A 19,606-nucleotide genomic window follows, 5' to 3' on the forward strand; every position below is an offset into this window, starting at 1 on the left:
AGACCGGACTGGCCTACGCCCGCCACGCCCGCCACGCCGGCAAGCCCAAGTACACCCTCACCCGGCTGATCTACCTGGCCCTCGATGGGCTGATCTCTTTCAGCTACCTGCCCCTGCGCCTGATCTCGCTGGCCGGGCTGGGCGTCTCATTCATGTCCATCCTGATCGCGATCTTCTACACCGTCCAGAAGCTCACCGTCGGCCTCTCGCCGCCCGGATTCGCCACCCTCGTCGTGGCGATCTTCTTCCTCTCCGGCATCCAGCTGATCACTATCGGCGTGATCGGCGAGTACGTCGGCCGGATCTTCGAGGAGGTCAAGGGCCGCCCGCTCTATGTGGTGCGCAAGGTGTGGGGGCGGGGGGAGATGCGATAACGCCAGATATGGGGACAACGCTCGGCAAGCTCGCGAAGCTATCGGCGGTCTATGCCTTTGGCGACATCATCACCAAAGCTGCGGCAATCCTGCTGCTGCCGGTCTATATGCGCTATCTGCGCCCGGCGGACTATGGGATCATCGGCGTCGCCGAGATGATCAAGCAGATACTTATCGTCCTGCTGTCCTTTGGGCTCATGGGCGCGATCGCCCGCTTCTACTACCAGGCCGCGAGCGACGAGGAGCGCCGCCGCTCCTTCGGCTCGCTCTGGCTCTTCATCGTCGTCGTCAGCGGCGGCATCACCCTTCTGCTCGACCAGTTTGGCGCAGCGATCTTCGGCGCGCTCCTGCGCCAGATTCCCTTCGACCCATATATCCGGATGACGATCTGGACCGCGTTCTTTCAGGCGGCCTTCGTCACCATCCCGCCGAACCTGTTTCGCGCCCGCGAGCAGGCGATCTCCTATGTCGGCTTTAACGTGCTCGCCTTTAGCCTGACGACATGCTGTATTATCGGGTTGGTGATCTGGCGGCAGCAGGGCGCTGAGGGCTATATGCGGGCGCAGCTGCTCGCCTCGGCGGTGATGGCCGCCCTCTCCACGCTGTGGCTGCTGCGCTCCACCAGCCCGAACCTTCGGCTCACCTACCTCCGTCCGCTGCTGATCTACAGCCTCCCGCTGGTGCCGCACTTCGTCGCCCACTGGGCGCTGAACTTCTCGGACCGGGCCATCCTTGAGCGGTACGTGAGCCTCGACCAGCTCGGGATCTACACGCTCGCCTACCAGTTCGGCTTCGTGATGCAGCTTATGGTTGGCGCTGGCAACAATGCGCTGATGCCGATGTTCAACCGCGCCGCGAAGGATGCGGCGGACATGGCGAACCTGCCGCGCGTTATCACCTACTATGTGTTGGCGATCGCCCTGGTTGTGCTCGGGGTCTCGGCGAGCGCCGATAGCATGGTGCGCCTCCTTATGCCGCCGGTGTATCATGATGCGGGCATGATCGCTATCTGGATCGTCGTGAGCTATATGGTTGTCGGCCTCTACTATATGCCGATGAACGTCCTGGCCCAGACCGCCGGGCGGACGCTGTTTATCCCGCTGCTCACGCTCACCGCCGCGGCGTGTAACATTATCCTGAATCTGATCTTTGTGCCGCGCTGGGGGATTATGGCCGCAGTGGTCGACACCCTGATCGGATTTCTGGTGCTGCTGCTGCTGATCTTCCTGGCCGCCCAGCGCCGATGTCCGATCGGCTATGAGTATGGGCGGATCGGCAAAGTGCTCCTGGCGCTGGGGGCGAGCCTGGCAATCGCCAGCATGGTGCTGCGCTGGAGCCCAATCCTCAACCTTGTCTTTGTCCCCGGCGTGCTGCTGCTGCTCCCGCTCGCTCTCTGGGCGCTCGGCTTCTGGACCGCGCAGGAGCTGCGGTATCTGGGGTCGCTCCGGCATACGCTGGCGGCGCGCTGGCCTGGGGCGCGCCGATCATAGGGCCGGCATGAAGATACGTTTGTATAGGGTGCTCGCATGATCCATCGACTATTACGAGCGATCAAGCGTCGGGTCGCGGGCAGGCGCTACCCGCGAGCTGAGACGCTCCGCCATGCGAACCTGCCCCCGCTCACATTTGAGATCCATAGCCCGGTCGAGGATATTCGGGTGACGGGCTACGGCGGCGAGCGCGAGGCGTGGGCCTACTTTCTCACGATCCTACGGCCGACGGATGTTATCTTCGATGTGGGCGCAAGCGTCGGGCTCTATGCGATCGCCGCGGCGGCTGTCGCGACGCGGGGCGCGGTCTATGCCTTTGAGCCTGACCCGGAGACGCGCACGCGGCTGATCCGGAATGCCGAGCTGAGCATGACGCACAACCTCACGATCATCGACTGGGCGGCCAGCGACCAGGACGGCCATGGTACACTCTACACCGATGGCGCGTCGGGCTTTGCGCCCTCGCTCGCGCCGCAGGATCGGCCGGGCGGCCCAAAAGGCCAGGCGCTCGTGCGCACCCGCCCGGTCGATGACGCGCTCGCGGCCGGGGAGCTGCCGCTGCCCAGCGTGCTCAAGATCGATATTGAGGGCGCCGAGGCGGCCTGCCTGCGCGGCTGCGCGCGCCTGCTGGCCGGCGCGTTCGGCGGGCCGCCCCGGCTGATCTTTGTGGAGCTACACCCGCTGTTCCTGCCAGGCTTCGGCGCGACGGTGGCCGAGGTGCGCGATCAGATCGCGCGCGCCGGCTATCATGTGCAGTGGCAGCAGGAGCGCGACCAGCAGATACTCTGCTGCTACGAGTATATGCCATGAACACAACACCGCGCCTTGTCGCCATTGTGCCGATGCGCCACGTGAGCGAGCGCGTCCCCGGTAAGAACTACCGCCCGTTCGCCGGCCGCCCGCTCTACCACCACGTCGTCGGCCAGCTGCTCGCCTGCCCGCTGATCGCCGAGGTGCTGATCGACACCGATAGCCCCACGGTGATGGAAGATGCGGCCCGCCACTTTCCGCAGGTCGGCCTGGTCGAGCGCCCGCCCCACCTGCGCGCTGGCGAGACGCCGATGAACGATGTCCTGCTCAACGCCGTCACCCGCTCGCCCGCCGACTTCTACCTCCAGACCCACAGCACCAACCCGCTGCTGCGCACGGCGACGATCAGCCGCGCCATTGGGCAGCTCCTGGCCGCCTACCCGATGTACGACTCGCTCTTTGGGGTCACGCGCCTCCAGACCCGGCTCTGGGACGCGCTCGCCCGCCCGATCAACCACAACGCGGCGATCCTGCTGCGCACCCAGGATCTGCCGCCGGTCTACGAGGAGAACTCGAACCTCTATATCTTCACCCGGGCCACGCTTGAGCAGCGCCATAACCGCATCGGCGAGCGCCCGCTGCTCTTCGAGATCGATCGCCTTGAGGCGTGGGATATCGACGATGAGGCTGACTTCCGCATCGCCGAGCTGATCTTCGCCCAGCAGTTCGGGGCTGATGGCGCGGGCATGAGCAATGTTGCTAGCGGCTGAAGCCGCGTCACGGGGGCCTGCGGCCGACCGCCCGCCGACGCGGGCGGTTCCGGCGTCGGCGCAGGCCGACGCCCGGCGCACAGCGCCGCTCCGGCGCGACTTCAGTCGCCAGCCGGGGGGCGCTCAGGGCTTTGCACATGCCCCTGGGCTGATGGCGCGGCGTGACGATGGTTCCCGCAGCCTGCGGTATACAGCTTGCGGTATGATGAGGGTCACTATGAAGGTTCTTATTTCCGCGCCATATATGCAGCCAGCCATTGATCGCTTCCGGCCGATCTTTGCAGAACGCGGCATCGAGCTGCTGGTCCCCCCGGTCAGCGAGCGGCTCGAGGAGCAGGATCTGCTCCGGTGGGTCGGCGACATCGACGGGGCGATCTGCGGGGACGACCGCTTCACCGAGCGGGTGCTGCGCGCCGCGCCGCGCCTGAGGGTGATCGCGAAGTGGGGCACGGGCATCGACTCGATCGACCGCGACGCCTGCGCGCGCCTGGGCATCGCCCTCTGCAACACGCCCAATGCCTTCAGCGAGCCGGTGGCCGACACGGTGCTCGGCTATATGCTCTGCTTCGCCCGCAAGCTGCCCTGGATGGATCGGCTGATGCGCGACGGGAGCTGGGGCAAGATCCCCAGCGTCTCGCTGCGCGAGTGTACCCTCGGCATTGTCGGGGTGGGCAATGTCGGCGGGGCGGTCGCGCGCCGCGCCGCCGGCTTCGGCATGCGCATCGTCGGCTGCGACCCGGTGCCGCCGCCTGCCGAGCTCCGCGACTCGGTCGGGATGACGATGGCCGACCTGCCCACGCTCCTGCGCGAGGCCGACTTCGTCAGCATCAACTGCGACCTGAACCCGAGCAGCCGCCACCTGATGAGCGCCGCCGCCTTCGCCCAGATGAGGCCGGGGGCCGTGCTGATCAACACCGCGCGCGGGCCGATCGTCGATGAGCCGGCGCTGGTGGCCGCGCTCCAGGCCGGGCAGATCGGCGGCGCGGCCCTCGACGTCTTTGAGGACGAGCCGCTGCCGGCCGATAGCCCGCTGCGCGGGATGGACAATGTGCTGCTCGCGCCGCATAACTCGAACAGCAGCCCGCTCGCCTGGGAGCGGGTTCACATGAACACTATCCGTAACCTGCTGAATGTGCTCACCCCCGATCGGAGCGAGCTATGAGCCGAGTCGTCCTGATCACCGGGGTCGCTGGCGGGATCGGCCGGGCCACCGCGCAGGTCTTTCGCGAGGCCGGCTGGCACGTCGTCGGCGTTGACCGCGGCACGATCGAGGCCCCCGCCGGCGTCCACCGCTATATCCACGCCGATATCTCCGACGTCGCCGAGTCGCAGCAGATCTTCGCCGAGGTCGCCGCGCAGGAGGGCCGCCTCGACGCCCTGGTGAACAACGCGGCCATCCAGGTGGCCAAGCCGCTGGTGGAGACCACGCCCGAGGAGTGGGATCTGGTGATGGCCTCGAACCTGCGCTCGGTCTACCTGGGGGTCCGCCACGCCTACCCGCTGCTGCGCGCCCAGGGCGGCGCGATCGTCAACGTCAGCTCGGTGCATGCGATCGCCACCTCGGCCAACATCGCCGCCTACGCGGCGAGCAAGGGCGCGCTGATGGCGCTCACCCGCGCCCTGGCGATCGAGCTGGCCCGCGAGAAGATCCGGGTCAACGCCGTGCTGCCCGGCGCGGTCGACACGCCCATGCTCCACGCCGGCCTGAGCCGCGGCCACCTGGAGGGCACGTCGCTGGAGGAGCTGATGCAGGGGCTGGCCGCGCGCACCGTGATGGGCCGGATCGGCCAGCCCGACGAGATCGGCAAGGCCATCCTGTTCCTCGCCGATGAGCGCCTCTCGTCCTTTGTCACCGGCCAGTCGCTCGTGGTCGACGGCGGCGCCACCGCAAGGCTGAGCACCGAATGACCCCCCGCAACCGTATGCCCCAGGGCGAGCCCCCGCCGCCGGCCGGCCACGCGACGATCAACCCCTACCGTAGCGCGGCCTATGAGCTGTGGAGCCGCCTCAGATGGGATGTGCGGCCGGAGTCCTGGCGCTCCCGGCGCGCCCTGCGCGCCTGGCGCGACCGCCACCCCGGCCAGAAGGCGGTGATCCTCTGCAATGGGCCGAGCCTGCTGAAGGCCGACCTCGCCCTGCTCGATGGGGTCTTCACCTTCGGCCTGAACAAGATCAACCTGCTCTTCCCCACCTCGCCCATGCGGCCGAGCTGCATTGTGGCGGTCAACCCGCTGGTCATCGAGCAGAACGCCGCGTTCTATCGGCAGACCTCAATCCCGCTCTTCCTCGACTCGTGCGCCCTGCGCCACGTGCGCCCGCGGCCAAACATCACCTACCTGCACTCGTCGAGCCAGCACAAGTTCGCCCGCGACTGCGCGATCAGCATCTTCCAGGGCGCGACGGTGACGTTTGTGGCCATGCAGCTGGCCTTCCACATGGGCTTCCGCCAGGTGGCGCTGGTCGGGTGCGACCATAGCTTTAGCGCGAAGGGGCCCGCCAATATGACGGTTGTCTCCGGCGAGCGCGATAGCGACCACTTCGACCCCAACTACTTTGCCGGCGGGGTCAGGTGGCAGCTTCCCGACATGGCCCGCAGCGAGTTCAGCTACGCGATGGCCCGCGAGGCCTTCGCTGAATCTGGAGGTCGGATCGTTAACTGTACTGTCGGGGGCAGGCTCGAGATCTACCCGCGCATGGATCTGGCAGCGTTTCTGCGCTCGTAGCGCTGGCGCGTCGCGCCCACGATGCTGTCGCCGAGACCGGCGGCGCGACCTGATGGCGAGTACGTCGGTCGGATCTTCGAGGACGTCAAGGGCAGTCCGCTGTATGTGGTGCGGAAGGCGTGAGGGAGGAAATAGGTCATGCGCAGATGGTCTCTTGCCAGGCATATGCAACCCTCACCAGGCGAAGCGAGGTCCATGCCATCGTTCAGAGCACAGCTACGGATGGGGCTCATCGCTGTCGTGATAGGATCGATCTTTGGCATGATCCGCCTGCTGCTTCATCTCAACACCAACGACCTCTGGCTTGCCTATGGTTCGGCGCAGCTCCTTCTCCAGGGTGCGAACCCCTACGACTACCCAACCAACGGCTGGCCCTCAAATCCGCTGCCAACCGTGCTTGTGCTCGCGCCGTTCAGCTCACTCTCTCTGGAGTGGGTCGGCGTAGGGATGATCACTGTCAGCACGACACTGCTCATTTTTGGCATACTCCGCGCCAATGAGCCCTGGCGGCTATACACGCTACTCAGTTTGCCGTTCTGGTACAACCTGATCTTTGCTCAGTGGGGCATCCTGTTTCTGGCAATGCTGCTCTTGCCAGAGCTAATCTGGTTGTCGCCAGTGAAGCCACAGCTCGGCCTGAGCGTCTTTTTGAGCCGCTTCCGGTGGCGACAGGCGCTCTACGCCGCCGCATTTCTGGCTCTCTCGTGGCTAATCTATCCGGGATGGCCTATGCTCTGGCTGGCCCAAGTGGGCGGCTATGACGGTTTCATCCCAATACTCTATCTGCCGATCCCGATCCTGGCGATTATCATTATTCGAAAGCTGGGCGTGACCTCGCGAGAGGTTCTGTTTTTCCTGCTCTTCTGCTGCACGCCCCAACGCCTGTGGCACGATCAGCTATTGCTCTGGGCGATCCCAGATCGCCCACGATCAGCGCTCTTGCTGACAATCATTTCCTGGGCGAGCATCCCTGCCACTGAAATGCTGTCTAACCTGGGCATGACGATCTACTGGGGGACAGTGCTGTCGATCTTTGTGCCCAGTGGTCTATTGTTACTGGCACAGGGCTGGCACGTGCCCAAGACAATCACCAAGCAGGCGTTGGTTTGACCCCGCCCTGCCTAAGATGTGAGCAAAGCCATGCGCATCCTCATGCTGAACAACGAGTTTCCGCCCCTGGGCGGCGGCACCGGCACGGTGAACCGCGCCATCCTGGCACGCCTCGCCGAGGTGCCCGGCCTAGAGGTTGACCTCGTCACCTCGGCGCTGGGCTACCGGGCCGAGCGCGAGCGCCTGGCCGAGCGGGTGCGCATGATCAAGGTGCCGGTGGCCAACCGCAACATCCACCACTCCAGCGGACGCGAGCTGCTGACCTACGCCGCCCTGGCGCTGCCCACGGCCCTGCGCCTGCACCGCGAGCGCCGCTACGACCTGGCCTTCGCCTGGAGCGCCGTGCCGGCCGGCGGGGTGGCCCTGGCCCTGCGCCGCATCGCCGGGCTGCCCTACATCCTGCGCGTCTGCGGCCCCGACATCCCCGGCTTCGAGCGGCGCTACGGCCCGCTCTACCCCCTGCTCACGCCGACGATCACGGCGATCTGGCGCGGCGCGGGCCGCCTGGTGGCCAAGTGCCAGGCCGAGGCCGATATGATGCTGGCCGTGCAGCCGGGACTCTCCATCGACCTGGTGCCCAACGGGGTTGACCTCGATGCCTTCGCGCCCGCGCCGATCGCCGGCGGCGGCCCGCTGCGCCTGATCTGCGTGGCCCGCCTGATCGAGCGCAAGGGCCAGCACCACCTGATCGCCGCCCTGCGCCGGCTGGTTGATGAGGGGTTTGACATAAGGCTTGAGCTGGTGGGCGAGGGCGACGCCCGCGCCGAGAATGAGGCGCTGGCCCGCCGGCTCGGCCTGGCTGAGCGCGTCACCTTCGCCGGCTACGTGCCGCGCGAGCAGATCGCCGCGCGCTACGCCGCCGCCCACGTCTTTGTGCTGCCCTCGTACAATGAGGGCATGAGCGTGGCCACCCTGGAGGCGATGGCCGCCGGGCTGCCCACCGTCGTCACCCGCACCGGCGGCGCCGAGGATCTGGTCGAAGAAGGGGTGAGCGGCAACATTGTGCCCTGGGCCGACGTGGCCGCCCTGGCCGAGCGGCTGCGCCCCCTGGCCCAGCGCCGCGACCTCGCCCGCCAGATGGGCGCGGCGGCCCGCGCCCGCGCCCAGGGCTTCACCTGGGACGCGGCGGCCGGGCGGTATCTGGAAATGTTTGATGACCTCGTAGGGGCGCAGGAGGGGCGCTGCGCCCCTCCTGTGCCCCTACGCTGACGATGGGGAACTGCCTATGTGCGGAATCTGCGGCATCCTCCACTCTGATGGTCGCCCGGTCGACGCCGACCTGCTGCGGCGCATGAACGACAGCATCACCCACCGCGGCCCCGACAGCGACGGGTTCTTCCTGGCGGGCCACGTGGGCATGGCCATGCGCCGCCTGGCGATCATCGACCTGAGCGGCGGCGACCAGCCGATCTTCAACGAGGACGGCAGCGTGGCGATCACATTCAACGGCGAGATCTATAACTACCGCGAGCTGCGCGCCGAGCTGCTGCGCCACGGCCACCGCTTCGCCACCGATGGCGACACCGAGGTGATCGTCCACGCCTACGAGCAGTGGGGCGACGCGATGCTGCCCCGGCTCAACGGCATGTTCGCCTTCGCCATCTGGGACGCGCCGCGCCGCCGGCTGCTGATCGCCCGCGACCGCATGGGCGAGAAGCCGCTCTACTGGCAGCATAGCCCCACGCACGGCCTGGTCTGGGGCTCCGAGGCCAAGGCCGTCCTCGCCGCGCCCTGGGTCGAGCGGCGGGTCAACCCGCTGGCCCTGCACCACTACCTGACCCTCCAGTACACGCCCGACCCGCTGACGATCTACGCGGGCGTCAGCCAGCTGCCGGCGGCCCACAAGCTGGTGCTTGAGGGCGGCGCGCCGCCGAGGGTCGAGCGCTGGTGGCAGCTGCCCTTCGAGCCGAAGCTGAAGATCAGCGACGGCGAGGCGATCGCGCAGGCCCGCGCGCTGCTCGGGGCCGCCGTCGAGCGCCAGCTGGTCAGCGAGGTGCCGCTGGGCGCCTTCCTCAGCGGCGGCATCGACTCGTCGATCATCGTGGCCCTGATGGCCGAGCGGGCCAGCGAGCGGGTGCGCACCTTCTCGATCGGCTTCGACGAGCGCCACTTCTCCGAGACCCACTACGCCCGCCAGGTGGCCGAGCGCTACGGCACCGAGCACCACGAGTTCATCTTTCGCCCCGCCGACCTTGTGCGCGTGATCGAGGGCGTGGCCGCCGCCGTGGACGAGCCCTTCGCCGACCCTGCCGCCCTGCCGCTCTACGAGCTGGCCCGCCAGACCCGCCGCCACGTCACGGTGGCGCTCAGCGGCGACGGCGGCGACGAGACCCTGGCCGGCTACCGGCGCTATATGCTCGACGGCTGGCTGCGTCCCTACGCCGCCCTGCCCGGCTGGATCACCCAGGGCGCGGTGCCCGCCGCCGCCGCGCGCATCCCCGAGCCGACTTGGATCCCCGAGGACCGCAACCCGATCACCGGATTCAAGCGGCTCGGCCAGTTCTCGGCGGTTACGCACAAGGCCTCGCTGGTGCGCTGGGGCTCCTACTTCAGCCAGGCCGAGAAGCTGGCCCTCTACACCGACCGCTGGCGCGACGAGCTGGCCCGCGTCGATAGCGCCGACTGGCTGGCCGCCGCCTACGACGGCGCGCGGGCCAGCAGCCTGCTCGACCGCACCCTGTCCGCCGACCACGCCACCTACCTGGCCGGCGACCTGCTGCCCAAGACGGACCGCATGAGCATGGCCCACTCGCTGGAGGCCCGCGCGCCCTTCCTGGACGCGGCCTGGGTGGAGTGGACGGCCCGGCTGCCGGCGCGCCTCAAGGTGCGCGGTCGGCGCACCAAGTGGCTGCTCGCGGCGGCCTTCGGCGAGATGCTGCCGCCCGAGGTGGCCGCGCGCGGCAAGCAGGGCTTCAGCATCCCGGTGGGCACATGGCTGCGCAACGAGCTGCGGCCCTGGGCCGAGGAGCGCCTGCTGGATAGCCCGGCCCTGGGCGAGTGGCTGCGCCCGGCCGCCGTGGCCGCCCTGGTCGGTGAGCATATGTCTGGCAAGGTCAACCACGGCAAGAAGCTCTGGGCGCTGCTGATGCTGGAGCTGTGGATGGAGCAGAAGATGGGGACACTTGTCTAGAGGAAAAGGCTTTCCATGCGCGGCTTCGACTTTGGAAAGAACTGGCAGGCGTTCTCGTCCGAGCACGTGGACGAGGGGCGGATCGCGGTGGCCGCGCGCTCGCTCCAGGCGCTGCTCGGGCGCGAGGAGTTGGGCGGCGCGAGCGTGCTCGATGTCGGCTGCGGCAGCGGGATCTTCGCCATCGCCGCCCATCGGCTTGGCGCCGGGCGCGTGCTGGGCGTGGACATTAACCCGCGCTCGATCGACGCCTCCGAGCGGAACCTGGCCCGCCTGGCCCCCGGTGCGCCGGTGACGTTCCGCCTGGGCTCGGCCCTCGACCGTGCCGCCATGGACGGCCTGGGGCAGTTCGACCTCGTGTACGCCTGGGGTTCGCTGCACCACACCGGCGCGATGCATGACGCGATCACCAACACGGCCCGGCTGGTGGCACCGGGCGGCACCCTCGTCCTCGCCATCTACAACCGGCACATCACCTCGCCGATCTGGCGCGGTATCAAGTGGCTCTACAACCGCGTGCCGGGGTTTGTGCAGCGCCTGATGGCCATCGTCTTCGCTGGCGTCATCTACCTGGCGAAGCTGGCCGTCACGCGGCGGAACCCGCTGGAGAAGGAGCGTGGTATGGACTTCTGGTACGATGTGATCGACTGGGTGGGCGGCTACCCCTACGAGTACGCCTCGCCCGCCGAGGTTGAGACGTTTGTCCAGGGCCTCGGCCTCACCCTGCGCAGCCTGGCGCCGGCCCAGGTGCCCACCGGATGCAACGAGCTGGTGTTTGAGCGCACCCCCGTGTAATGTGTAGCATATGCCATTTCTCGTTTAGAGGGGACTGATAAGCTAGAAGGCAGCTTCAATGTCTATACCATTAGCGCCTCATCGCATTCTTCACATCATAGATCATACGGCTAGCGGGGGTGCCCAGGTTGTTGTAGGGCAAATAGCACATGGGCTATATGAGAACTACCCAAGCGCGATTGCAGCCCTTGGAATCGAAGGTTCTTTTTCGGAACAGTATCGAGCCCTGGGGCTATCTGTTATTCAGCTTTCCCAAGACGGTGGCCGGTGGAATATTCGTTCCCTCCCCGCGCTCATCAGTGTGATCAAATCGGGGCATTTTGATGTTGTCCATGCGCATCTACTAAAATCCCACGTCTTTAGCGCGGTTGCCGCACGGGCTTTAGGCGTCAGGATTATCCTGCATGACCATACTGGCATCTACCCCTCTTCAATGCGTCGCCTAATGAAATTTTGGCTACTACGAGTGCTCGCTCTGAGTCTTTATCGGGTAGCACTACATTGGAGCGATGCTGTTATCGTATTGAACTCAACAATGCGCGATGCCTATCAGCGATACTATCCATCAGAGATACACAAGATTTACGTTATACCGAATGCAGTCAATATCGCACGATTCGAAGACCCAGCACCCGAACAACGGCAGGCAATACGTTCCGAGCTTGGGTTGACGGCAGACACCCGCATTATCCTGATGATTGGACGACTCGATCCCGAAAAGAATTGGTGGATGTTCCTGCAAGTGGCAGAAAAAGTGAATCACACAAATGTTAGCCCTTGTGCATTTCTTGTCGTTGGCGAAGGTGCTGAAGAGCAAGCACTACGCCAGTATATTCAGGCTCATCGCCTAACAAATGTGCATTTGCTTGGCTATCGCGATGACATTCCGGCTCTGCTCGCAGCAGCAGATGTCTTTTTGCTAACATCGATGCTAGAGCCGTTTGGTATCGTGCTGATCGAGGCGATGGCGGCTGGTTGCCCCGTCATCGCAACACGTAGCGGCGGGCCTGAGACAATCATCACCCACGACGTTGACGGCCTATTGATAGATATAGGTGATGTGCAATCCGCGACGAATCATATTATTATATTACTAACCACGCCGGAGAAGCGTGCGTCACTTGCTCTGAGTGGGCGTGAGACAGTTAGACGTAACTATAACTCACATGCTATGCTGGATAGAGTGGCTTGTATCTATGCCAATACTGTTGACGCCACAGAACGCATGCCTGGATAGTGAGCAATGCCTTATTTTTTTATCACATTGGGATAACATATCATTCGCGTTCCACTAATAATTGAACTCGTCAGAGGAGGTGGGTCTTGTCGTACTTTGATCACTTCGCCACGTCGCCATCAACCTGGGTAGGACGCTGGTTCACCCTTACGGCTGTCCGTCAGGAATATCGCTTCTTACGCACACACTTGCACAATAAGCAGGCCGTAATCTTGGAGATCGGCCCAGGTCATGGGGAGTTCGCCGATCTGCTGCGTAAAGGTGGCTTTACAAACTACACAGGCGTTGAACCAAATCATCTGATGCGCGAATCACTAGCCCATAAAGGGGTCAAAGTAAAAAATTATCTCATCCCCAAACTCCAAGAGGATGATGATTCATACGATGTCATCTTCCTGTTCGATGTCTTCGAACACCTCAATGACACGGCCGAGGCGAAGCTCTTCGTTAGCGAAGCCTATCGCGTGCTACGCCCAGGCGGTTTGCTATGTATAGGCTGCCCAGATTATAACCATTGGGGCGTCGATTTCTTCAACTGCGACTACTCACATTCTAATATCACGACGGTTCGGCGCACGCGGCAGCTGTTCATGAACTTTGGCATGCGCACGCTAGAGTTTGCCTATCTGAGCGGATTTGCCAAGGGATGGTTGGCGACTCTCTTGAGCTATCTCGTGCGCATGGGCCTGTTCTTTGTGCGAAGCGCCGATAATGAGCAGAAGCTCTACAAGCTCAAGCTGACATTCCTGCGGCGCTTCATTATCGTTGGAATGAAATAGTATGCGCCGCCGTCCCGCCCTGCTCTTTTCCGCGAAGGTCTTGTTCTCGCTGGCGCTGCTTGCCGCGCTGCTCTACACGGTTGACTTCGCAGAGCTGTGGCTGGCGGCAAAAAACATACGCGTTGGGCTGCTGCTGCTGGCTGTGGGTATGTTTTTTCCAACACAGCTGCTCAGCGCGTACCGCTGGTACTACCTGCTGCGCATACTGGGCGCGCGTCTGAGCTACGGCACCGTTGTTCGCTACACATTCCTCGGCCAGTTCTCGGCGCTTTTTCTCCCCGGCCAGATCAGCGGCGATATCGTCAGGGCGACAGCTATTGCGCAGAAAGACCAGCAGTACGCCCAGAGCTTCCTTTCCCTACTGCTCGACAAGCTCACCTTTCTCTTTGCGATCAGCCTCTTTGCCTTCATTGGCGCGCAGTCCTCGCCGGTGCTGGCTCATTTCCCCGGCCTGCGGATCGCATCTGCCGCAATAGCCGCTCTCTCGCTGGCCGGCGTCATCCTTTGTGCGATGTACCGCGACAGACGCCTGCCCACCTGGCTCATGGGGCTCTGGCCTAAGACGCACGGCATCCTAGCGCGGGGCCTTAAGCAGATCGTGGGCCTGGTCGCCGTCCCTAGGCTCAGCATTTCAGCCATCACGTGGATGGTGCTGTGCGCCCTGGGCCTTCAAGTTGTGAATACTGTTGGCAGCTATGTACTCGCGCGGTCGATGAATGTCATGGTGGCCCCGCTGGATTGGATGGCTGTGAATGCAGTGGTCGCCATCATACAGATTCTGCCGATCTCAATTGGGGGATTAGGGGTTCGCGAGGGCACCTTTGTGTTCCTCCTGTCATTCTATGGGGTGAGCGCCTCACATGCGCTGGCGTTCTCTCTGATCACCTTCATCCTGGTTGCACTTCTGGTCACTCTGGGTTGGATCGTGGTTGAGGCTTTTGCCTTTCAACGAGGTGGCCGTCTCTCTAAATTGAGCAGAAGAGGTGATATGTGAGCCCGCTCCTCAGCGACTACCCGCGCTACGCATGGCACCTGCTTATGGGCACGCGTGCCGCCATGGAGGCCGAGCAGGTCGAGTGCCGGGTGCGCGACCTCGCCCCCTGGCTCGATCTGTCTCAGCCCCGCGACATCCTCGATATCGGGAACGGCAGCCTGCGCCCGCAGTACGCGCTGCTCAGGAATGGCGGCCACCGCGTCACCGGGATCGACTTCGTTAACCGACCGGGCACGGGCTGGAAGCGCAGCGCCTACGGGGCGATGCGTCGACTCTACGCTCTCCAGCTGGGGCTTCCGTCTGCGGCTATGGATCCGCAGGGTCTAATCGGCGGCAACGTCGGCGTCATGCCCTTCGCCGCCGGGCGCTTCGACCTGGCGATCTCTAACGCGGCCTTCGAGCACTTCCTCGACGTGCCGGCGGTGCTGGCCGACCTGCAGCGGGTGCTGCGGCCGGGCGGCATGATCTGGGCCGGGGTGCATCTCTTCACGAGCCCCTCGGGCGGGCATAACGTGAGCTTCACCCAGTATCCGCTGCGCAGCCTGCCCGCCGGGGCCGAGCCCTGGGATCACCTGCGCAGGCGGCGGCGGCCGTTCAGCGTCCCGCTGAACAAGTGGCGAAAGGATCAGTTCCTCGCCGCCTTCGCCGAACAATTCGAGGTGCTGTCGCACTACTGCGCCCTGCGCGAGGGTGAGCAGTGGCTGACACCGGCCCTGGAGGCGGAGCTGAGCGACTACACCCGCGATGAGCTCACCTGTGCAACGCTGGTGATCATCGCCCGCAAGCGGGGGTAGGCCAGCATGTGCCAACGTCGCGCTCGTCTGTACGCCGCTGCCATCGTCGGGCCGCGGATCCTCTGCGGGCTGCGGATCACGCTGGCCATCGCCGCCGCCAACGTGCTGCCGCTGGGCGGCGATGTCAGCTCCTATCGCCGGTAGACGGGCCCTGGAGGCCGGCCACGCTCTTCCTGTGCTGGTGTGTCTGCTGCTGGCCGCAGCTGCTTGGCCCAGAAGACATGTCTGGCGAGCAGGCTCTACGTAGGAAAGCGAGCATTGATGAAATGGCTCTCTGATCAGGGTCACGTGGCCGCGCCACGCGCGCGGCTTGCCCGCCGGGCGCTCATCTCCCTCGCGACCGCCCTGCTGGCCGCGCTGTGGCTGGGCATGCTGCACTCGCCCGAGCCGAACTGGGACGAGGGCTGGACGCTCACGCTGGCCCGCACCTGGGTTGAGCGCGGCGTCTATGGCCAGCTGAGCCTCGGCCAGCCCCGCGACCCGGGGCTGGCGGCCTCATTCCCCACGGTGGCGCCGGTGGCGCTGGCCTTCAAGCTGCTCGGGGTGGGCTTCTGGCAGGGGCGCACCGCCATTGCCCTCATCTGCCTGGCCTCCCTCGGCGCCCTGGCCGCCCTCGCCCGCCGCCTCTACGGGCAGGTCGTCGGCGCCGCAGTGGTGCCGGTGCTGCTGCTGACCACCATCCACGCCACGGGCAACCCGCTCTATGTGGGCCGCCAGGCCATGGGCGAGCCGGTGCTGATGCTGGCCCTCTGCCTGGCCTATCTTTCCCTGGCCCCGGCCCTGGCCGGCTCGTGGCCCTGGGCGCTTGCGGCGATGCTGATGGGCGGGCTTGCGCTGATGGCTAAGGCGCAGACCATGCCCTTCTTGATCGTCTCGCTGCTCGCGCCCATGCCGCTGCTGCTCTGGCGCCGCCGCTGGCGGATGCTCGCCACCCTGGCCGCCGTCCTCGCCGGCTCGTTTGTCGCCGCCAGGCTGATCGGCTATGGCTGGGGCGTGGCGATGGCGGGGCGCACCCTGCCCGGCGAGTCGATGGTGGGCCTGACCCGCACCGTGGCCCTGGTGACGGCGCCCAGCAGCCGGCAGCTCGCCATCGAGTTCAGCGTCCTGATCGGCGTGCCCGCCCTGCTCGGCATGGCCTGGGCCGGCTGGCAGGTGGTGCGCGGACTCTCGCGCGAGGGCTGGGAGGATCCGAATCAGGTGACTCGGCTCGTCGTCCTGGCCTTCGCCGGCAGCTGGTACGGCTGGTTCCTGCTGCTCGCGGTGGGATGGGCGCGCTACCTCTACCCGGTGGTCTTCCTGGGGGCGATCTTCGCCACGGCGATGCTCGCCGAGTGGACGGGGGGCTTTCGGCCGCGCGGCGTCCTGGCGCGGCTGCGCGCCGGGGGCGCGCCGGGCCGCGCCGCCCTCGTGGCGACGGCGCTGCTCGTCGTGAGCGTGCCCGCATCCCTGTTCCACCTGGCATACACCTACCCGCTCACCAGCGACCAGCCCCTGCTTGACACGGCCGCGTGGCTGAATGGCCGCACGTCGCCCGGCGCGGTGATCGAGACGAACGAGAGCGAGCTCTTCGTCTACCTTGATCGGCCCTATCACTCCCCGCCCGACCAGCTGCATGTGGTGGCGAACCAGCAGATGTTTCTGCGCGAGGCGGTGCCCTTTGACTATAACCCACTGGGCGCAGACCCGGACTACCTGGTGGTCGGGCGGATGGGCGATCTGTGGCGCATCTATGAGCCCACGCTCGCGGCGGACAATTTCCGCCAGGTGCAGAGGTATGGGGTCTACACGATCTATGAGCGGGTGCGGCCATGAGCGGCGATCCGCTGCCTGCGGGCGACGGCCGCGGGCGCGCCCGCCTCGCGGGCGCGCTGGCCGTGGCGCTGGCCAGCGCGGCGCTCGCCTACCTGCGGCTCACGGGCGCGGGCGTCCTGGCGGCAGACTTCACCTGGGCCTGGCGCGGCGCGCAGATCCTGCTCGCCGGGCAGAACCCCTACGCGCTGATCCGGCCCGAGGGCGCCTACCCCTTCAACGACTTCCTCTACTACCCGCTGCCCGCCCTGCTGATCGCCGCGCCGCTGGCCTGGCTGTCCGGCCCGCTCGCCGGGGCGATCTTCATCGGCCTCTCGTCGGGCCTGCTCTGCTGGGGGCTGCTGCGCGATGGCAGCCACCGCCTGATCCTCTTCGCCAGCCCGCCGTACCTCTACGCGCTGATCAGCGCCCAGTGGGCGCCGCTGATCACGGCGGCCGCCCTGCTGCCGGGCCTCGCCTTCGCGCTCGCGGCCAAGCCGAACCTGGGCCTGCCGGTGCTCGTGGCCTACCCGACGCGGCGGCGGCTCCTGCTGTTCGGCGCGACGGTGGCCGCCAGCCTGATCGTGCTGCCCAGCTGGCCGATGGATCTGGCCGGGCAGATCTCCTCGCACCTCAACTATGTGCCGCTGATCAGCTGGTATGGGCCGCTCGTGCTGCTGGCGCTGCCCTTCTGGCGCGCGGCGCCGGCGCGGCTGCTGCTGGCTATGGCGATCATGCCGCAGCGCCTGCTCTACGACCAGCTCGCGCTCTGGCTGATCCCGCAGACTCCGCGCCAGTCGCTGCTGCTGACCCTCGCCGCCTGGGCCGGGGTGATCCTCGGGCTGGCTCTGGGCTGGGGCGAGGCGGCCCTTGTGTGTACCTACCTGCCCGCACTCGGCTGCGTCCTCTGGGAGCGCCGCGCGCAGATCCGCGGCTGGGGGCGGCGCGCGCCGTAGCGCAGCCCGCGATCCGGCCAGCGATCTATGGCCTGTCCGGCGTCATCGGCTCGGCGGCATTGTCGGGCGCGCGGGCCGCCCGCCCCCGCGTGAGCGCGAAGACCAGCCCGCCCAGCAGGCCGAGCCCGTTGCGCAGCACGTGCAGGAAGATCGACAGGCTCAGCGCCTCGGCCGCGCCGAGGCCCACCGTGGCCAGCAGGAAGATCAGCGCGTTATCCTGGAGCCCCAGCCCGTTGATCGCCACCGGCAGCGCCGTGATCGCCACCGCGATCGGCACCGTCGCGAAGTAGGCTAGCGGCGGCAGCCCCAGCCCGAAGGCCAGCCCCGCGCAGTAGACCGACAGGCAGATCGCGATCTGGCGCAGCACCGAGATCCCCGCAGTCTCCAGCAGGACGCGCGGGCTCCTGCCGATCACCATCAGCGACTCGTGGACCCGCAGGATCATGGGGCCGACCCGGCCCCAGATGAAGCGTGGCGCGACCCGCCCCGCCACGTCGATCAGCCCGCGGTTGAAGATCGTCACCATGCCCGCGCAGAAGACCACCACCGCCATCGCCAGGGTGGCGATCACCGCCGGCTCGCCCCAGACGCTCGGCAGCAGCAGCACGGCCACCAGCCCCACCCCGATCGTCACCGCCAGCCCGATCACCCGGTCCATCAGCACCGAGGAGACCGCCACCTCGCGGTGTGAGACATCGGGCGCGATCAGCACCATCTTCATCACGTCGCCGCCCACCGACGAGGGCAGGAACATGTTGAAGAAGGCGCCCACCAGCACGAGCCGCAGCACCTGGATCAGGCGCTTGGCCACGCCGAGGCCGGCCAGGATGCGCTGCCAGCGCCAGGCGGCCATCACCACACTGATCATGTTCACCGCCGCGCCGAGGGCGAGCCAGGCCGGGCTCGCCTGTGCGAGCACCGCGCCGACGCTCTGGAGATCGACCTCGCTGATGATCCAGGCCAGCATGGCCGCCGTCAGGGTCAGGCGCAGGCCGGTGATGAGCATCTTTTTCATGGGCGCACCTCGATGCTGGTGATCGCAACATCTTCGCTGCCGGGCAGCCGGCTGCGCGCGTCGGTGGCGTATGCCTCGCTGCGCGCCGGGTCGTACCATCCTGTCCGCCAGGTGTAGCTCCCCGGCGCGACATCGGCCGGCAGCTCGACCTCGAACCGCTCGCGGATCACCTGCCCCGGCCGCCACTCGTCCGTCGGCAGCAGCACATAGCTCGGCAGGTGGACAATCCGCGCGTCGGGGAGGCCATCGAGCCGGCTGACCGCCAGCAGCCTCGTGTCCGGCGCATCCCCGCTCAGCCGCCACGCGAACTCGGCCAGGTAGCGCCGCCCGCCCATGCCCGTCACCCGCGCGCCGAGCAGCTGCACCGGGCCGAAGCTCGCCGGCGTCGGCGGCAGATCCGCCCGGTCGGCGACAGCGATCTCCTGGGCGAGCCCTGGCCCGCCGCGATCAAAGAAGAGCAGCCCATCGCGGCTGGCCCGCAGGGCGAAGGCCGGGTCGCGCAGCAGGATGGCGATCTCCTGCGCCTCATAGTCTGCCCCGCCCAGCAGCGTCTCGCCATCCAGGTTGCGCCAGTCGAACAGCGCGTCGGCAACCGCCGCGTCCACCTGCGGCAGGATGGCGGGCAGCCGCTCGCCGCCCGGGTCGTCGTTATAGCGGAGCGCATAGAGGGTCTGGCGGTCGGCCAGGTGCGCGCCGAGGAACATCGATGCGGCGATCGGGACGCCCGGCGGCACCTGCTCGGCCAGGAAGCGGTCCTTCACCGCGTCGCGGCCGATCACCCCGTAGGCCGAGGAGTCGAGCCCCGAGCCGGGGATGCGCAGCCAGAACAGCGGGCTGAGCGGGGTGTCCACCATCAGCGAGCCGATGATGACGACGACCAGCGCGGTGAAGGCCAGGTCGCCGC

At 66.5% G+C, this 19,606-nt stretch carries 19 protein-coding genes and 1 pseudogene; 18 read left to right on the top strand and 2 right to left on the bottom strand.

Annotated elements, in window-relative coordinates; genetic code table 11:
* The 18 genes and pseudogenes from K2Z83_RS25540 to K2Z83_RS25625 all read left to right on the top strand — a co-directional run.
* Positions 1–374: pseudogene (locus K2Z83_RS25540) on the top strand (glycosyltransferase); the annotation flags it as partial.
* Positions 375–382: 8 nt separating this feature from the next.
* On the top strand, positions 383–1,864 hold the full coding sequence (locus K2Z83_RS25545) for a lipopolysaccharide biosynthesis protein (protein WP_220597997.1): 1,482 nt from the start codon (positions 383–385) through the stop codon (positions 1,862–1,864).
* A gap of 36 nt (positions 1,865–1,900) precedes the next feature.
* Entirely contained in the window at positions 1,901–2,674 is a 774-nt protein-coding gene (locus tag K2Z83_RS25550) for an FkbM family methyltransferase (protein WP_220597998.1), read from the top strand.
* Positions 2,671–3,384 carry a cytidylyltransferase domain-containing protein gene (locus K2Z83_RS25555; RefSeq protein ID WP_220597999.1) on the top strand — a complete coding sequence of 238 codons (714 nt, stop codon included), beginning with the start codon at positions 2,671–2,673 and terminating at the stop codon, positions 3,382–3,384. The genes K2Z83_RS25550 and K2Z83_RS25555 overlap by 4 nt, the downstream gene beginning before the upstream one ends.
* Before the next feature lie 217 nt (positions 3,385–3,601).
* Complete coding sequence (locus K2Z83_RS25560; RefSeq protein ID WP_220598000.1) at positions 3,602–4,546, top strand: phosphoglycerate dehydrogenase; 945 nt, start codon at positions 3,602–3,604, stop codon at positions 4,544–4,546.
* A complete protein-coding gene (locus tag K2Z83_RS25565; RefSeq protein WP_220598001.1) occupies positions 4,543–5,292 on the top strand; it encodes an SDR family NAD(P)-dependent oxidoreductase in 750 nt (249 codons plus the stop codon). The genes K2Z83_RS25560 and K2Z83_RS25565 overlap by 4 nt, the downstream gene beginning before the upstream one ends.
* Complete coding sequence (locus K2Z83_RS25570) at positions 5,289–6,107, top strand: 6-hydroxymethylpterin diphosphokinase MptE-like protein (protein WP_220598002.1); 819 nt, start codon at positions 5,289–5,291, stop codon at positions 6,105–6,107. The genes K2Z83_RS25565 and K2Z83_RS25570 overlap by 4 nt, the downstream gene beginning before the upstream one ends.
* A gap of 261 nt (positions 6,108–6,368) precedes the next feature.
* Complete coding sequence (locus K2Z83_RS25575; protein ID WP_220598003.1) at positions 6,369–7,217, top strand: hypothetical protein; 849 nt, start codon at positions 6,369–6,371, stop codon at positions 7,215–7,217.
* 30 nt (positions 7,218–7,247) lie between these two features.
* The gene (locus K2Z83_RS25580; protein WP_220598004.1) at positions 7,248–8,426 is read left to right on the top strand and encodes a glycosyltransferase; all 1,179 of its coding nucleotides are present in this window, start codon (positions 7,248–7,250) and stop codon (positions 8,424–8,426) included.
* 16 nt (positions 8,427–8,442) lie between these two features.
* Positions 8,443–10,347, top strand: coding sequence for an asparagine synthase (glutamine-hydrolyzing) (gene asnB, locus K2Z83_RS25585; protein ID WP_220598005.1), 1,905 nt, complete (start codon positions 8,443–8,445; stop codon positions 10,345–10,347).
* A gap of 15 nt (positions 10,348–10,362) precedes the next feature.
* Positions 10,363–11,139, top strand: coding sequence for a bifunctional 2-polyprenyl-6-hydroxyphenol methylase/3-demethylubiquinol 3-O-methyltransferase UbiG (locus K2Z83_RS25590; protein ID WP_220598006.1), 777 nt, complete (start codon positions 10,363–10,365; stop codon positions 11,137–11,139).
* Between the two features lie 58 nt (positions 11,140–11,197).
* Positions 11,198–12,376, top strand: a complete 1,179-nt coding sequence (locus tag K2Z83_RS25595) for a glycosyltransferase family 4 protein (protein WP_220598007.1) — start codon at positions 11,198–11,200, stop codon at positions 12,374–12,376.
* Positions 12,377–12,462: 86 nt separating this feature from the next.
* Positions 12,463–13,155, top strand: a complete 693-nt coding sequence (locus K2Z83_RS25600; protein WP_220598008.1) for a bifunctional 2-polyprenyl-6-hydroxyphenol methylase/3-demethylubiquinol 3-O-methyltransferase UbiG — start codon at positions 12,463–12,465, stop codon at positions 13,153–13,155.
* Between the two features lies 1 nt (position 13,156).
* Positions 13,157–14,149 (top strand): lysylphosphatidylglycerol synthase transmembrane domain-containing protein, encoded by a 993-nt coding sequence (locus K2Z83_RS25605; RefSeq protein ID WP_220598009.1) that lies wholly within the window; start codon positions 13,157–13,159, stop codon positions 14,147–14,149.
* Entirely contained in the window at positions 14,146–14,943 is a 798-nt protein-coding gene (locus K2Z83_RS25610; protein WP_370650278.1) for a class I SAM-dependent methyltransferase, read from the top strand. The genes K2Z83_RS25605 and K2Z83_RS25610 overlap by 4 nt, the downstream gene beginning before the upstream one ends.
* A gap of 6 nt (positions 14,944–14,949) precedes the next feature.
* Positions 14,950–15,087 (top strand): hypothetical protein, encoded by a 138-nt coding sequence (locus tag K2Z83_RS25615; RefSeq protein WP_220598010.1) that lies wholly within the window; start codon positions 14,950–14,952, stop codon positions 15,085–15,087.
* A 144-nt stretch (positions 15,088–15,231) separates the two neighbouring features.
* Positions 15,232–16,755, top strand: coding sequence for a glycosyltransferase family 39 protein (locus K2Z83_RS25620; RefSeq protein WP_220598011.1), 1,524 nt, complete (start codon positions 15,232–15,234; stop codon positions 16,753–16,755).
* Positions 16,752–17,687, top strand: coding sequence for a hypothetical protein (locus tag K2Z83_RS25625; RefSeq protein WP_220598012.1), 936 nt, complete (start codon positions 16,752–16,754; stop codon positions 17,685–17,687). The genes K2Z83_RS25620 and K2Z83_RS25625 overlap by 4 nt, the downstream gene beginning before the upstream one ends.
* Before the next feature lie 25 nt (positions 17,688–17,712).
* On the opposite strand, the gene K2Z83_RS25630 is transcribed toward K2Z83_RS25625, so the two are convergent.
* Both K2Z83_RS25630 and K2Z83_RS25635 read right to left on the bottom strand, forming a co-directional pair.
* A complete protein-coding gene (locus K2Z83_RS25630) occupies positions 17,713–18,702 on the bottom strand; it encodes a lysylphosphatidylglycerol synthase transmembrane domain-containing protein (RefSeq protein WP_220598013.1) in 990 nt (329 codons plus the stop codon).
* The coding region (locus tag K2Z83_RS25635; protein ID WP_220598014.1) for a DUF2079 domain-containing protein at positions 18,699–19,606 on the bottom strand (908 nt) is incomplete at its 5' end. The genes K2Z83_RS25635 and K2Z83_RS25630, both read right to left, overlap by 4 nt.

It is taken from the genome of Oscillochloris sp. ZM17-4 (assembly GCF_019599295.1).
GTDB lineage: Bacteria > Chloroflexota > Chloroflexia > Chloroflexales > Chloroflexaceae > Oscillochloris.

Coding starts and splice junctions, on each gene's coding strand:
- K2Z83_RS25555 (WP_220597999.1), top strand. CDS start 2,671: ATGAACACAACACCGCGCCTTGTCGCCATTGTGCCGATGCGCCACGTG.
- K2Z83_RS25605 (WP_220598009.1), top strand. CDS start 13,157: ATGCGCCGCCGTCCCGCCCTGCTCTTTTCCGCGAAGGTCTTGTTCTCG.
- K2Z83_RS25595 (WP_220598007.1), top strand. CDS start 11,198: ATGTCTATACCATTAGCGCCTCATCGCATTCTTCACATCATAGATCAT.
- K2Z83_RS25625 (WP_220598012.1), top strand. CDS start 16,752: ATGAGCGGCGATCCGCTGCCTGCGGGCGACGGCCGCGGGCGCGCCCGC.
- K2Z83_RS25570 (WP_220598002.1), top strand. CDS start 5,289: ATGACCCCCCGCAACCGTATGCCCCAGGGCGAGCCCCCGCCGCCGGCC.
- K2Z83_RS25560 (WP_220598000.1), top strand. CDS start 3,602: ATGAAGGTTCTTATTTCCGCGCCATATATGCAGCCAGCCATTGATCGC.
- K2Z83_RS25630 (WP_220598013.1), bottom strand. CDS start 18,702: ATGAAAAAGATGCTCATCACCGGCCTGCGCCTGACCCTGACGGCGGCC.
- K2Z83_RS25615 (WP_220598010.1), top strand. CDS start 14,950: ATGTGCCAACGTCGCGCTCGTCTGTACGCCGCTGCCATCGTCGGGCCG.
- K2Z83_RS25580 (WP_220598004.1), top strand. CDS start 7,248: ATGCGCATCCTCATGCTGAACAACGAGTTTCCGCCCCTGGGCGGCGGC.
- K2Z83_RS25545 (WP_220597997.1), top strand. CDS start 383: ATGGGGACAACGCTCGGCAAGCTCGCGAAGCTATCGGCGGTCTATGCC.
- K2Z83_RS25565 (WP_220598001.1), top strand. CDS start 4,543: ATGAGCCGAGTCGTCCTGATCACCGGGGTCGCTGGCGGGATCGGCCGG.
- K2Z83_RS25575 (WP_220598003.1), top strand. CDS start 6,369: ATGATCCGCCTGCTGCTTCATCTCAACACCAACGACCTCTGGCTTGCC.
- asnB (WP_220598005.1), top strand. CDS start 8,443: ATGTGCGGAATCTGCGGCATCCTCCACTCTGATGGTCGCCCGGTCGAC.
- K2Z83_RS25550 (WP_220597998.1), top strand. CDS start 1,901: ATGATCCATCGACTATTACGAGCGATCAAGCGTCGGGTCGCGGGCAGG.
- K2Z83_RS25590 (WP_220598006.1), top strand. CDS start 10,363: ATGCGCGGCTTCGACTTTGGAAAGAACTGGCAGGCGTTCTCGTCCGAG.